The 13735-nt window shown below is 62.3% G+C and carries 12 protein-coding genes and 1 pseudogene; 1 reads left to right on the forward strand and 12 read right to left on the reverse strand.

The window, feature by feature from the left end; all coding sequences use genetic code 11:
* Nucleotides 1-64: 64 nt before the first annotated feature.
* From M1D78_RS11315 to M1D78_RS11335, 5 genes are all read right to left on the reverse strand, one after another.
* Nucleotides 65-1198, reverse strand: coding sequence for an acyl-CoA dehydrogenase (locus tag M1D78_RS11315; RefSeq protein WP_437419171.1), 1134 nt, complete (start codon nt 1196-1198; stop codon nt 65-67).
* Between the two features lie 9 nt (nt 1199-1207).
* Nucleotides 1208-2395 (reverse strand): acetyl-CoA C-acyltransferase, encoded by a 1188-nt coding sequence (locus M1D78_RS11320; protein ID WP_437419170.1) that lies wholly within the window; start codon nt 2393-2395, stop codon nt 1208-1210.
* A 14-nt stretch (nt 2396-2409) separates the two neighbouring features.
* Nucleotides 2410-3177, reverse strand: coding sequence for an SDR family NAD(P)-dependent oxidoreductase (locus tag M1D78_RS11325; RefSeq protein ID WP_437419169.1), 768 nt, complete (start codon nt 3175-3177; stop codon nt 2410-2412).
* Between the two features lie 478 nt (nt 3178-3655).
* Nucleotides 3656-4693, reverse strand: a complete 1038-nt coding sequence (locus M1D78_RS11330) for an AraC family transcriptional regulator (protein ID WP_437419168.1) — start codon at nt 4691-4693, stop codon at nt 3656-3658.
* Nucleotides 4690-5580, reverse strand: a complete 891-nt coding sequence (locus M1D78_RS11335; protein WP_437419167.1) for a LysR family transcriptional regulator — start codon at nt 5578-5580, stop codon at nt 4690-4692. The genes M1D78_RS11330 and M1D78_RS11335 overlap by 4 nt, the downstream gene beginning before the upstream one ends.
* Before the next feature lie 166 nt (nt 5581-5746).
* On the opposite strand from M1D78_RS11335, the gene M1D78_RS11340 reads away from it, so the two are divergent.
* The gene (locus M1D78_RS11340) at nt 5747-6523 is read left to right on the forward strand and encodes an enoyl-CoA hydratase (protein ID WP_437419166.1); all 777 of its coding nucleotides are present in this window, start codon (nt 5747-5749) and stop codon (nt 6521-6523) included.
* A gap of 188 nt (nt 6524-6711) precedes the next feature.
* On the opposite strand, the pseudogene M1D78_RS11345 reads toward M1D78_RS11340, so the two are convergent.
* From M1D78_RS11345 to M1D78_RS11375, 7 genes and pseudogenes are all read right to left on the reverse strand, one after another.
* A pseudogene (locus M1D78_RS11345) lies at nt 6712-7738 on the reverse strand (branched-chain amino acid ABC transporter permease).
* A 2-nt stretch (nt 7739-7740) separates the two neighbouring features.
* Nucleotides 7741-8628: a branched-chain amino acid ABC transporter permease gene (locus M1D78_RS11350; protein WP_437419165.1), complete on the reverse strand. Its 888-nt coding sequence runs from the start codon at nt 8626-8628 to the stop codon at nt 7741-7743.
* Between the two features lie 76 nt (nt 8629-8704).
* Nucleotides 8705-9922, reverse strand: coding sequence for an ABC transporter substrate-binding protein (locus tag M1D78_RS11355; protein ID WP_437419164.1), 1218 nt, complete (start codon nt 9920-9922; stop codon nt 8705-8707).
* A gap of 81 nt (nt 9923-10003) precedes the next feature.
* On the reverse strand, nt 10004-10720 hold the full coding sequence (locus tag M1D78_RS11360) for an ABC transporter ATP-binding protein (protein WP_437419163.1): 717 nt from the start codon (nt 10718-10720) through the stop codon (nt 10004-10006).
* The gene (locus M1D78_RS11365) at nt 10717-11490 is read right to left on the reverse strand and encodes an ABC transporter ATP-binding protein (RefSeq protein ID WP_437419162.1); all 774 of its coding nucleotides are present in this window, start codon (nt 11488-11490) and stop codon (nt 10717-10719) included. Before M1D78_RS11365 ends, M1D78_RS11360 begins: the two co-directional genes overlap by 4 nt.
* Nucleotides 11491-11736: 246 nt before the next feature.
* Nucleotides 11737-13002, reverse strand: coding sequence for an OprD family porin (locus M1D78_RS11370; RefSeq protein WP_437419161.1), 1266 nt, complete (start codon nt 13000-13002; stop codon nt 11737-11739).
* A 105-nt stretch (nt 13003-13107) separates the two neighbouring features.
* Complete coding sequence (locus M1D78_RS11375; protein ID WP_437419160.1) at nt 13108-13701, reverse strand: peroxidase-related enzyme; 594 nt, start codon at nt 13699-13701, stop codon at nt 13108-13110.
* Nucleotides 13702-13735 lie beyond the last annotated feature (34 nt).

A 13735-nucleotide genomic window follows, 5' to 3' on the forward strand; every position in this document is an offset into this window, starting at 1 on the left:
GGCGCGCAGCCCTGACTTGTGATCGGGCAATTGTAGGCGCGCGCCGGTGGGGCGCAGGACCGATCTACTCGCCCAAATTACGCGCGATCACCAACCGCTGGATGTCGCTGGTGCCTTCGTAGATCTGGCAGACCCGCACATCGCGATAGATGCGTTCCACTGGGAAGTCCTGCAGATAGCCGTAGCCACCCAGCGTCTGGATCGCCGCCGAGCAGACCTTCTCGGCCATCTCGGAGGCGAACAGCTTGGCCATGGAGGCCTCGACCAGTGCCGGCTGGCCGGCTTCACGCAAGGCAGCGGCATGCAGCACCATCTGCCGGGCGACGGCGATCTGCGTGGCCATGTCGGCCAAGCGGAAAGCGACAGCCTGATGTTCGGTGAGGGCCTTGCCGAACGCCTCACGCTCACGAGCATAGTCGCGGGCGGCTTCGAACGCTGCGCGGGCCATGCCGACCGCTTGAGCGGCAATGCCGATACGGCCGCCCTCCAGATTGGCCAGGGCGATGCGGTAGCCCTCGCCCTCCTCGCCCAGGCGCTGGGATTCATGCACGCGCATGTCCTCGAACGCCAGTTGGCAGGTATCCGAGGCGTGCTGTCCGAGCTTGTCCTCGACGCGCACCACCTGATAACCGGGCGTGTCGGTCGGCACGATAAAGGCGCTGATACCGCGCTTGCCGGCGTCCGGGTCGGTCACAGCGAAGACGATTACCGTACCGGCGCGCTGGCCCGAGGTGATGAACTGCTTGGCGCCGTTGAGCACATAGCTGTCACCGTCACGCCGCGCACGGGTGCGCAGGCTGCTGGCGTCGGAGCCGGCATGGGGTTCGGTCAGGGCGAAGGCGCCGATTTGCGCACCGCTGGCCAGCGGCGTCAGGTAGCGCTGTTTCTGCTCCTCATTGCCAAAGCGCAGGATCGGCACGCAGCCGACCGAGTTGTGCACGCTCATGATGGTCGAGCAGGCGCCGTCCCCGGCCGCGATCTCTTCCAGCGCCAGCGCATAGGCGATATAGCCGGTGTCGCTGCCGCCCCACTGTTCGGGACAGAGCATCCCGAAAAAACCGAGTTCGGCCATCTCGCTGATCGCCTCGGCCGGATAACGATGTTCACGGTCCCAATCGGCAGCGAAGGGTTTGAGGCGTTCCTGAGCGAACTGCCGGGCCATGTCGCGAATGCTGGTTTGATCTTCGTTGAGCAGCATGACGAGTCCTCAGTCGAGCAGTTCGACGGCCATGGCAGTCGCTTCGCCACCACCGATGCAGATGGCCGCGATGCCCTTGCGCAGACCGCGGTCACGCAGCGCAGCGATCAAGGTGACCAGAATCCGGGCGCCGGACGCACCGATTGGATGGCCCAAGGCGCAGGCGCCGCCATTGACGTTGACCTTGGCGTGGTCGAGCCCCAGCTCGCGCATGGTGACCATGCTCACCACCGCAAACGCCTCGTTGATCTCGAACAGATCGACTTCGTCGAGGCGCCAGCCAGTGCGCTCGAGCAGCTTGTGGATGGCGCCAATGGGCGCGGTAGGAAACAGGTTAGGCGCGTCGGCGAACACCGCATGGCCATGAATCACGGCCTGGGGTTTCACCCCGAGTTGCTCGGCGTGGGACCGCCGCGTCAACAGCAGTGCTGCAGCACCGTCGGAAATCGAACTGGAGTTGGCCGCCGTTACGGTGCCGCCTTCACGGAATGCGGGCTTCAGCGACGGAATCTTCTCCGGCATCGCCTTAGGCGGCTGCTCGTCGTCGCGTACGGTGCGCTGTTCGCGGCCCTGGGTGACCTCCAGCGGGACGATTTCGCTGGCGAAGCGGCCACTGGAAATGGCATCACGCGCACGCTGCAGCGAGGTCAACGCATAAGCGTCCTGTTCCTCGCGGGTGAAGCCATGATTCTGTGCGCAATCCTCAGCAAAGGTGCCCATCAGGCGGCCCTTGTCATAGGCGTCTTCAAGGCCGTCGAGGAACATATGGTCGAGCACCTTGCCGTGGCCCATGCGATAGCCGCCGCGCGCCTTTTCCAGCAAGTAGGGGGCGTTGGACATGCTCTCCATGCCGCCGGCGACGACCAAATCGACACTGCCGGCGCGCAGCGCATCGTGGGCAAGGATGGCCGCCTGCATGCCCGAGCCGCACATCTTGTTCAGCGTGGTGGACGCGGTCGCCTTGCCCAGCCCCGCGCCGAGTGCCGCCTGACGGGCCGGCGCCTGGCCGAGACCGGCCGGCAGTACGCAACCCATCAGCACTTCCTGCACCTGCTCAGCGGCAACACCGCTGCGCTCCACCGCCGCGCGAATCGCTGCGGCACCCAGCTCCGGCGCGCTGAGGCTCTTCAGATCACCCTGGAAACCGCCCATGGGGGTGCGGGCCGAGCCTAGAATCACGATTGGATCGTTGTTCATCATCTGTCTCCCGATTATTTGGCGGCCATGCGCAGCGCGCCGTCGAGGCGGATCACTTCGCCGTTGAGCATGTCGTTCTCGGCGATATGGCGGACCAGCGCCGCGTACTCACTGGCGCGGCCCAGACGTGGCGGGAACGGCACACCCGATGCGAGCGAGTCGCTCACTTCCTGAGGCATGCCAGCCATCATCGGCGTCTCGAACACACCGGGCGCGATGGTCATGACGCGGATGCCGTGACGTGCCAGTTCACGTGCCGCCGGTAGCGTCATGGCCACGACGCCGCCCTTGGACGCTGCATAGGCCGCCTGGCCGATCTGCCCGTCGTAAGCGGCGATAGAAGCCGTATTGATGATCACGCCGCGATTGCCCTGGGCATCCGGCTCGCCACGCGCGATGGCTTCGGCCGCCAGGCGCAGCATGTTGAAGCTGCCAATCAGGTTGAGGTTGATGACTTTGCTGAAGCTCGCCAGCCCGTGCGGGCCCTGGCGGCCGAGGATCTTTTCGCCGCTGGCGACGCCGGCGCAGTTGACCAGCCCGTGCAGGCCGCCGAAATGCTCGACCGCTGCGTTGACTGCCGCTTGTGCCGCCGCTTCGTCGCATACGTTGGTGACCACGGCGTGAGCGTTAGCACCCAGCGCCTCGCAGCGTTCGCTCAGCAGCTCGGCATTGATATCGGCGAGCACCACCTTCGCACCCGCGACGACCAAGGTTTCGGCAGCGGCCGCGCCCAGACCGGATGCGCCGCCGGTGATCAGGAAAATCTTGTCTTGAATGTTCACTGCACGACCTCACGAAGATGTTCGGGACGCTGCACAACCGGCGCCCGTTCGATTGAGTTCATCTTCATTAGAGCGATAGCCACCGGCAATGGTCGTTGCACGCAATAGCAGTGACTGTTTTGGCCAACGTAGCCCCCACTTGGTCTCGGTCATGGACACCGGTCGCAGGCAGAGCCTGCTCCTACAAAAGCGCTGCGTTTCATGCCTGACCGCTGTAGGAGTGGGCTCTGCCCGCGACCCGTGGATTCGGCCTCCACAGAGTGTCGGTTATCGGGCACCGGTCGCAGGCAGAGCCTGCTCCTACAAAAGCATGTGCGGTTATGCATGACCGCTGTAGGAGTGGGCTCTGCCCGCGACCACAAGGCTCGGCCTCCACAGGGTGTCGGTTATTGGACACCGGTCGCAGGCAGAGCCGGCTCCTGCAAAAGCGGAAGCGACTCTTGGCTAAACGACGGGCTTGCTCGATGAATGCTGCACGTTAGCTTGGCAACTGATGCGCTTCGTCGCCGCGAAGAATCAGCCCGCGATACTGCCCAGGGTTGGTCCCGGTCCATTTGCGAAAGGCTTTGTAGAACGAGCTGACGTCGGCGAAGCCCAACCGCTCGGCGATTTCGGCGAAGGTGATGGAGGCGTCCGACAGCCACAAAGTGGCCATTTCCTGGCGGATCTGATCTTTAATCGCCTGGTAAGGCTGCCCGGCATCGGCCAGCCGGCGGCGCAGGGTCGAGGCGGACACACAGAGGCTTTTCGAGAGCCGTTCGCTGGTTGGCCACTGCTCCGCCGGCAGTTCACGCAGCTGCGCCTTGATACGGCTGGCCAGGCTGGTGGGGTCGCGATACTTGACCAGAATGTTTGCCGGCGCCTGGGCGAGAAAGCCGTGCAGCTCCTGCTCGCTGCGGCGGACCGGCAGGTCGAGCACCTCGGCCGCGAAGATGATCCGCGTGCGCGGCCGGCCGAAGCGCAAATTGCGCGAGAACATTACCCGGTAGTCATCGACGTAGGTGGGCTCTTGGCAGCGCAGCTCGACGGCCAGCAACGGAATACGGCGCCCGACCAGCCAGCAGGCCAGCCCATGCACCAGCATCCAGAACGTGAAATAACCAAAGGCCCTCAGCGGCTCGCCGGTTTCTTGAAGGGTGACCTCCGCCAAACTCTCACTACGCACGAGCCGGCCGCGAAAGCCTTCGAGCGAGAGTCCGAAGAAGCCCAGCACTACATCCAGCGCGCGTTCCAGGCTGGGTTGCGCCATGGCGGCGCGGCAGGCGAAGGCAAAGCTGCCGACGCGCAGGCGCCGCGCGTCCATGCCGAAGAATTCATCATCGAAGTGCCGTGCGAGCCGACGCCAGAGGCGGCTGTAGTCGGCTACGTCGATGCGTATGTCCGGGTCGTCCAGCGCGATCGGCTCCAGCCCCAGTTGCTGAATGATCAGCTCCGCAGGCAGGCCCGTGGAGACGAACGCGCGTAGCGCCTCCTCGACCAGCCGGACCGATATGCTTCCCTTGCTGTCTCGGCTCATGCGCGTCCCATCATCACGTCGTGGCTCTTGGCGGCTACGTCGCGCAGGAAGTCCCAACACACCCGCATGCGCGCCAAATCCTTGTTTTCGACCGGCATCAGCATCCAGAAGGTACGGGTGAACTCGATCTCCTCGACCAGCACTTCCCTGAGTCGCGGCTCCTGGCGCGCCGAGAACGCCGGCAGAATCGCCAGCCCCGCACCGGCCGCAACCGCCTCCTGCTGGGCCATGATGCTGGTGCTGCGCAGCGAATGCTGACGCGGGCGAACGATCTCGTCCAGGAAGTACAGCTCCTTGCTGTAGAGCAGGTCCTCGATATAGCTGACGAATACGTGACCGCTCAGATCCTCGCGGCTGCGAATAGGCGGGTGCGCCGCCAGGTAGGCCTCCGATGCGTAGAGACGCAGGACATAATCGGTGAGTTTGGTGATGACGTAGGGGCCGCGCTCAGGACGTTCCAGCGTGATGACGATGTCAGCCTCGTGCCGCGCCAGGCGCACCGAGCGCGGCACGGCGAGCAGGTCCACGCCCAGGTGCGGATAATCCTGCGTCAGGCTGGCCAGTTGGCCGGCGAGCATGAGCGTGCCGTAGCCTTCCGTGGCGCCGATGCGAACCTGGCCGGATAGCTTGTCTCCCGTCAGGCTGGGCTGCTCGATGCTGGCGATGGCGCTCTCCATGGCTTCGGCCTGAGCGAGCAGCTCACGCCCGGCCTCGGCCAGGCGATAGCCCGCCTTGGCGCGGATGAACAATTGCCGATCCAGCGATTTCTCCAGAGCCTGCACCCGCCGCGCGACGGTGGTGTGATCGACACCCAGGCGCCGCGCTGCAATGGTCAACTTGCCCGCGCGGGACAGTTCGAGGAAATAACGCAGGTTGTCCCAATCCACTACCGACTCCATCGTTCATCAAGCGGGCAGCTTGGCTCGCTGTGCAAAAAAACAGAATACCTCTGCATTTCGCGGCATGGGTTTACTATTTTTTCGCTGCTAGGCTCGTCAATCACTGCATCACCTCACGCCATTCCACCAATCATTCGAAGAAGAAGGAACCGACATGAGCCAGAAGATCCAGCTCGACATGCGTGGCCATACTGCCCTGCTGACCATCGCCAATCCGCCCGCCAATACCTGGGATCGCGAATCGCTCGCCGACCTGGAACGGATGATCGGGGAGCTCAACGAAAACCCTGAAGTCTATGCACTGGTCATCACCGGCCAAGGCGAGAAGTTCTTCTCCGCCGGCGCTGATCTCAAGCAGTTCGCCGACGGCGACAAGGCGGCCGCGAGTGAAGTTGCCGCCCTATTCGGTCGTGCCTTCGATGCGCTGACGCGCTTTCGCGGTGTGTCCATCGCCGCCATCAATGGCTATGCCATGGGCGGTGGGCTGGAATGCGCGTTGGCCTGCGATATCCGCATCGCCGAGGAACAGGCGCAGATGGCACTGCCCGAAGCCAGCGTCGGCCTGCTGCCTTGCGCCGGCGGCACGCAGAACCTGCCGTGGCTCGTGGGCGAAGGTTGGGCCAAGCGCATGATTCTTTGCGGCGAACGCATTGACGCGCAACGCGCGGAAAAGATCGGGCTGGTCGAGGAAGTTGTCCCGCGCGGCGAGTCTCTTGCAGCGGCATTGAAGCTCGCCGAAGGTGCAAGCAAACAAAGCCCGTCGTCTGTTAGTCGTTGCAAGCGCCTGGTGATGAACGCGCGCCATGATGACCATTCCACCGGGTGGGCGGCTGAGCGCGAACTCTTTGCGGAGCTCTTCGACACCCAGGATCAAAAAGAAGGCGTTAACGCCTTTCTGGAAAAGCGCAGCCCGAACTGGAAAAACGCCTGAGCAACGAGGGCCCTGCGTGACCGCAGGGCTAACTCGCCGCCAGACAGATTCGGCCCGGGTCGGGGCTCCCACAATCAGTCCGCCGGCCCACGATATTGAAGCTCCCGCGCTCCTCAGCCCGATAGCTTTGCCTAGGGACCACTCTCCTGCTGCTTAGCGGGAGAGTCTGGATACCCTCCCACCGTCCCCTACTTGAAATTGCGTTTGATGAGTCGTTCGATCCAACCCACGATCCCCGAGCGGAACAGCAACACGCAAAGCACGAAGATCACGCCGAGAATCACATGCACCCACTCCCCTAGCGGCCCGTTGGACAGTGAGCTCTGCAGCGTGACCACCACCGTTGCCCCCACCACCGGCCCCAGAATGGTGCCGACGCCCCCTAGCAAGGTCATCAGAATGACTTCGCCCGACATGTGCCAATGCGCATCGGTGAGCGACGCCAGCTGGAACACCACCGTCTTTGTCGAACCGGCCAGGCCTGTCAGCGCAGCGGAGATCACGAAGGCCAGTAGCTTGTGTGCATCGACGTTGTAGCCCAGCGAAATCGCTCTCGGCTCGTTCTCGCGGATCGCCTTGAGCACTTGTCCGTAGGGCGAATGGATTGTTCGTTGGATGATCACGAAACCCAACACGAAGACGGCGAGCACGAAGTAATACAGCGCCATGTTGTTCTGCATATCGAACAGCCCGAACAGATGCCCTCGCGGCACGCCCTGCATACCGTTTTCACCGCCGGTGAACGGCGCCTGGACGAAGACGAAGAACACCATTTGTGCCAGCGCCAAGGTAATCATCGCGAAGTAGATGCCGTGGCGACGGATAGCCAGTACGCCGAAGATCACTCCCAGCACCGTCGAGGCCAGCGTCCCGGCGATGATGCCCAACTCTGTACTCAGCCCGCTGTAGGTACTCAGCATGTAACCGGTGATGTAGCCGCCGCAGGCAAAGAACGCTGCATGCCCAAACGACAGCAGCCCGGCATAGCCCAGCAGCAAATTGAAGGCGCAGGCGAACAGCGCGAAGCACAGCAGCTTCATCAGGAAAAAGGGGGTAGACCATAAACGGTGCCACCAGCGCCACACCCAGCAGTGCCAGGTAGAACAGATGCTGGCGCCGTCGCGCGGCGCGGCGGCGCTCACGCTCGGCATTGGCCCGCACCTGGGGGGAAGATTCAGGCAAGACCGAGCCCTGAACGCTCTGTGGGGTCGACATGGTCATGCCTCCTTTCCAAACAGCCCGGCCGGGCGAAGCAGCAGTACCAGCACCATGATCACGAAAATCACCGTGTTGGCCGCCTCGGGATAGAACACCTTGGTCAGGCCCTCGATCAGCCCCATGGCGAGGCCCGTCACAATCGCGCCCATGATCGAGCCCATCCCGCCGATCACCACCACAGCGAAAACCACGATCAGCAGGTTCGAGCCCATGCCCGGCGTCACGGCGTAGATCGGTGCAGCCAGCACGCCGGCGAACGCGGCGAGCGCAACGCCATAGCCGTAGGTCAGGGTGACCAGCACCGGTACGTTGATTCCGAACGCCTGCATCAGCTTCGGATTTTCCGTACCGGCACGTAGGTAGGAACCCAGCCGGGTGCGCTCGATCATGTACCAGGTCACGAGGCACACCGTCAGCGCGGCGACGATCACCCAGCCGCGATAGGTCGGCAGAAACATGAAGCCCAGGTTGTGCCCGCCCTTGAGCAGGTCCGGCATCGGATACGGCGAGCCGGACACGCCGAACAGTTTGACGAAACTGCCCTCGACGATCAGCGCCAGGCCGAACGTCAGCAGTAGACCGTACAAGTGGTCTTCTCCCGCGATACGGCGCAGCAAGCCGCGCTCGATGCCCATGCCCAACAGCCCGATAAGCACCGGGGACAACAGCAAGGCCATCCAGTAGTTGATGCCCAGGTAGTTCAGCCCGAGGAAGGCGGCGAACGCACCCAGCATGTATTGCGCGCCGTGGGCGAAGTTGATGATGCGCAACAGGCCAAAGATGATCGCCAGACCAAGGCTTAACAGCGCGTAGAACGAGCCGTTGATCAGGCCGAGCAGCAATTGCCCGAACAGAACGCTCAGCGGAACGCCGAATACGAGAGTCATGGGGTACCCACCAGAGAATGTCCTCGAATGCCCGGCCCCTCAGGCGAGAGATGGCCGGGCAGCGGCAGCTCGGCCGTCAGCTCTTCGGTGCCATCTTCTGGCACTGGCTTTCACCAATCGGACGGAACGCTTCGTCGCCCGGGATGGTGCTGACGATCTTGTACAGGTCCCACTCGCCTTTGGATTCCTCCGGCGTTTTGACCTGCACCAGGTACATGTCATGCACCATGCGGCCGTCTTCGCGGATCTTCCCGTTCTTGGCAAACATGTCGTTCACCGGTGTTTTGGCCATGTGCGCGCGGACGGTCTCGACATCATCGCTGCCGGTCTCCTTCACCGCGTTGAGGTAATGCATCGTGGCCGAGTAGATACCAGCCGGCACCATGCCAGGCATGCGCCCGACACGCTCGTGGTAGCGCTTGGCCCAGGCGCGGGTTTCCTCGTTCATGTCCCAATACCAGCCGGTGGTCAGCATCAAGCCTTGGGTCACGTCCAGGCCCATGGCGTGGATGTCGTTGAGAAACACCACCATACCGGCCAGCTTTTGTCCGGACTGGGTCACGCCGAACTCACTGGCGGTTTTCAGCGAATTCACCGTGTCGGCGCCCGCATTCGCCAGCGCGACTACGTCGGCGCCGGAGCCTTGGGCCTGGAGGATGTAGGAGGAGAAGTCGCTGCTCGGGAAGGGATGGCGAACGGTGCCGACCACGCTGCCGCCCTCGCCTTCGACGACTTTCTTGATGTCGTTTTCCATCGCATGGCCGAAGGCGTAGTCGGCGGTGAGGATGAACCAGCTCTTGCCGCCATCCTTGAGCACCGCGTTAGCGGTGCCGTTGGCCAGCGCGAAGGTGTCGTACGTCCAGTGGATATGGCTCGGGGCGCAATATTCATTGGTAATGCTGGAGGCCGCCGCGCCGGAGATGAGCGCCAGCTTGCCGCCCTGCTCCACGACCTTAGCGGCGGCCAACACGACGGAACTCGCAACCATGCCGGTCACCATGTCCACGTTGCGCTCGTCGATCCACTGGCGAACCGTGTTGGCGCCGACGTCAGGCTTGTTCAGGTCGTCGGCATTGAAGGTGACGATTTTCTTGCCATTGACGGTGCCACCAAAATCTTCGATGGCCATTTGCAGCGCTTCGAGCCCACCGGGGCCGGAGAGGTCGCGGTAGGTGCCGGACATGTCAGCCAGGTAGCCGATGCGGACTTCGTCGTTACTGATATCTGCCTGCGCGGCACCGGCAATGAAGCTGGAGACGAGAACGGCGGCTGCGGTTTTCCGTAGATTTTTCATATTCACCCACTGTGATTGTTTTTGTTGGTGGTTGATGACGACGCCGGCTTACAGCGAGCCAGCAGATCCCTCTGGCAGGGGTCAGACCCCGAGACAGCTGTTCAGAAACTCCTTTTTCGAATCCAGCTCGGCGGCGTGGATTTCCTCGATGACCTGGCCGTGCTCCATGACGTAATGCCGGTCGGCCAGGGGCGCGGCGAAGCGGAAATTCTGTTCTACCAGCACAATGGTCAGGCCGCGCTTCTTCAGCTTGAGCAGTACCTCACCGAGCTTCTGCACGATTACAGGCGCGAGGCCTTCGGTGATTTCGTCGAGCAACAACAGGTTGGCGCCGGTGCGAAGAATGCGCGCCATTGCCAGCATCTGCTGTTCTCCACCGGAGAGCCGCGTGCCCTGGCTGAAACGACGTTCGTAGAGGTTGGGGAACATCTCGTAGAGCTCGTCCAGGCCCATGCCGCCGCTACGCACCGTGGGTGGTAGCAGCAGGTTTTCCTCGACGCTGAGGCTGGCGAAGATGCCACGCTCTTCCGGGCAGTAACCCACGCCGAGCCGCGGAATCTGGTGAGCAGGTAAGCCGATGGTTTCGTTACCGTTGACGACGATGGAGCCGGTGCGCCGGCCCACCATGTTCATGATCGCCCGCAGCGTAGTGCTCCGACCCGAGCCGTTTCGCCCGAGAAGCGTCACCAGCTCGCCGCGCCCGACCACCATGTCGACGCCATGCAGAATGTGCGATTCGCCATAAAAGGCGTGCAAGTCATCGACTCGCAGTTGGTCCCGATCAGCCGAGGGCGTCATGCGTGAGCCTCCTCTGCCGGGGCTTCGCTGCCCATATAGGCCTCGCGGACCTGCGGGTTGGCCGAAACCGTCTCGTAGTCGCCCTCGGCCAATACCGCGCCGCGTGCCAGCACCGTGATGCGGTCGCATAGGCGGCTGACCACACTCAGGTTGTGCTCGACCATCAGCACCGTACGGTTCTGCGCTGCGCGCCGGACGAGCGCAACCACCATGTCGACATCCTCGCTGCCCATGCCTTGGGTGGGTTCATCGAGCAGCAGAACCACGGGATCGAGCGCGAGCGTGGTAGCAAGTTCGAGAGCACGCTTGCGCCCGTAGGGCAGCTCGATGGCAAGGGTTTGCGCGTAATGCTCAAGGTCGACATCAGCGAGCAACTGCATCGCGCGATCATCGAGTTGGCGCAGCGTGTTTTCCGATTTCCAGAAATGAAACGAATTGCCGAGCTTCTGTTGCAGCGCGACACGGACGTTCTCCAGGACCGTCATGTGACCGAACACAGCGGAAATCTGAAACGAGCGCACCAGCCCCAATCGCGCGATTTGGTTCGCCTTCATCCCGGTGATGGATTGGCCGCGATAGAGAATGTCGCCGCGTGTGGGTGTGAGGAACTTGGTGAGCAGGTTGAAGACGGTCGTCTTGCCGGCGCCGTTGGGGCCGATGAGTGCGTGGATGTGCCCTGTCTGGACACGAAGATCAACGGAATCCACTGCGGTGAAGCCGCGAAATTCCTTGGTCAGGCCGCGCGTTTCCAGCACGAACTCGGGTGCCATGGGATGCCCTCTAACCCTGATTATTGTTGTTGGTTATGGCGCAGGTCACCGGATGACCTTTACGTAAACGATAACAACCGTTTTCAGCGCCAGGCAAGCCCCGTTTTCAAACGCCCGATTGAGCGAAGGCTTACTGGTGACGCGCTTCCCGCGGCCAAGGACTACTGGTGAAACATCTTGAAAAAGCCGGGCCGGTGGCGGCCCGGAAAAAGACCAACGAGGAGGTATTACGTAGAGCGGCCGGCTTTACCAGAGCGCTAGCGTGTAGCTGAGAATCAGCCGGGTCTCATCAATGTCACGACCGAAATTGGTCCGCACGGTAGCGTTGCGCACCTTCATGCCGAAGTTCTTCAGCGGACCGCTCTGGACCACATAGGCGATATCGGTGTCGCGCTCCCACTCTTCCCCTTCACCGCCGCCGGCCAGCGCGACGTTGTCACCGGACACGTAACGGGCCATCAGGCTCAACCCGGGGATGCCCGCCGCTGCGAAATCATAGTCGTAGCGAACCTGCCATGACTTCTCATCTTGGTTGCCGAAGTCATTGATCTGCAACAGGTTTATCAGCATGTTGTCGCCACCGCTGACATACGCGAAGCCCGTATCGCCGCTCATCTTCTGATAACCGCCGGTGAAGCCGTGGCCACCGATCTTGTAGGTGAACAGCGCGCCGAAAGCATTGTTGTCGACGTTGCTGCCACCATCGTCGGTGGAGCGCACATAGCGCAGGTCGGTCTTGAAGCTCTGGTTCTCACCCAGCGGCATGATATGCACCAGCTGTGTGTTGTGCTGCTTGTAGATCCCGTCAAGCGCGCCGTAGTAATAGCTGGCGGTCAGCTCGGGCGTGAACTGGTACTTGCCGCCGGCGAACATGAACTCATCGCTCGTCGTGCTGCTGCCCAGACTGATGTTGCGCGCGCCGCCGTTGAAAACGGTCATCTCCTCGTAATCGGACGAATCGCGATAGCTGGTGCGGTCAAGCATACCGGCGTCGAGCGTCAAGCCTTCAAGCTCTTTGCTCTGAAGCCAGGCACCCCGGTAGACATTGGGCAGCAGGCGGCTGTCGTTGCGCATCAATACGGGGATGATCGGTTGCAGCGTGCCGACATGCAGCGTTGTGCTGGACACCTTGGCCTTGGCCGTCAGGCCGGCGGTCCCGTAGTCGTCGTGCGCCTTGTTCGGCGCCTCGCGGTCTCGTGGCAGCAGGCCGGTGCCAGTCCGCTCGGGATCCGAGTCGAGTTTGACGCCGAGCAGGCCGATGGCATCAATGCCGAAGCCGATCGGCCCTTCGGTATAGCCAGATTCGAGCTTGAGAATGAAGCCTTGGGCCCACTCCTCGGCTTTCGATTGACCGGTACCGCTGCGGAAGTCGCGGTTCATGTAGAAGTTGCGAAGTTCGACGGCTGCCTTGCTGTCGTCCAGGAACGCCGCAGACGCCATCGACGAGGTACCCAGGGCGGTAGCCGCCAGGCTGCTGAGGATGAAATAACGGCTAAGGGGTTTCAGTTGCATAGTGATCACTCTTGTTATTGTCTTGGTTGATGCAGCTGTAGAGCCGGCCTCACTCTCCCACCGACTCGGCTTTACCACAGCAAGTGGTAAACCTGACGCTGACGCCTAGCCTGCGGCAGCCCTGGGCACTCGGCCCAGCAAATAGAATTCCTCGTTCGGCGGCGTGCGCGCCATCGAAACCAGCCGATTGGATAGCCCGAACAGCGCAGCTATGGAGCCGATATCCCAGATATCGCCATCAGTGAAGCCCAGTTTCGTCAATCGCGCCTGCCAGTCGTCATCCAGCACACCTCTGTTGGCCGCCAGATGAAGCGCGAAATCGATCATCACCCGCTGGCGCTCGCTGATGGGCGCGGTGCGGTAGTTGACGGCGATCTGGTCAGCAATCAGAGGATTTTTCGCCAGAATGCGAAGGATGGCGCCATGCGCAACCACGCAATAGAGGCAGCCGTGGTCCGCGCTTACTGCCACCACGATCATCTCCTTCTCGGCCTTGGTCAGGCTGTCGGATTCGCGTTCCATCAGCGCGTCGTGGTAAGCAAAAAAAGCACGAAATTCATCTGGCCGATGGGCCAGCATCAGGAAGACATTCGGCACGAAGCCGGCTTTTTCCTGCACTGCGAGGATGCGCTCGCGCACGTCAGCAGGCAGCGAATCGAGGTCTGCGACAAGCGGGAAACGGCTGATTGCATCTGCCATGGGGCGCTCCGGTATTAGGTATGTGCGCAGATCA

This window comes from Pseudomonas sp. SA195, from assembly GCF_054131565.1.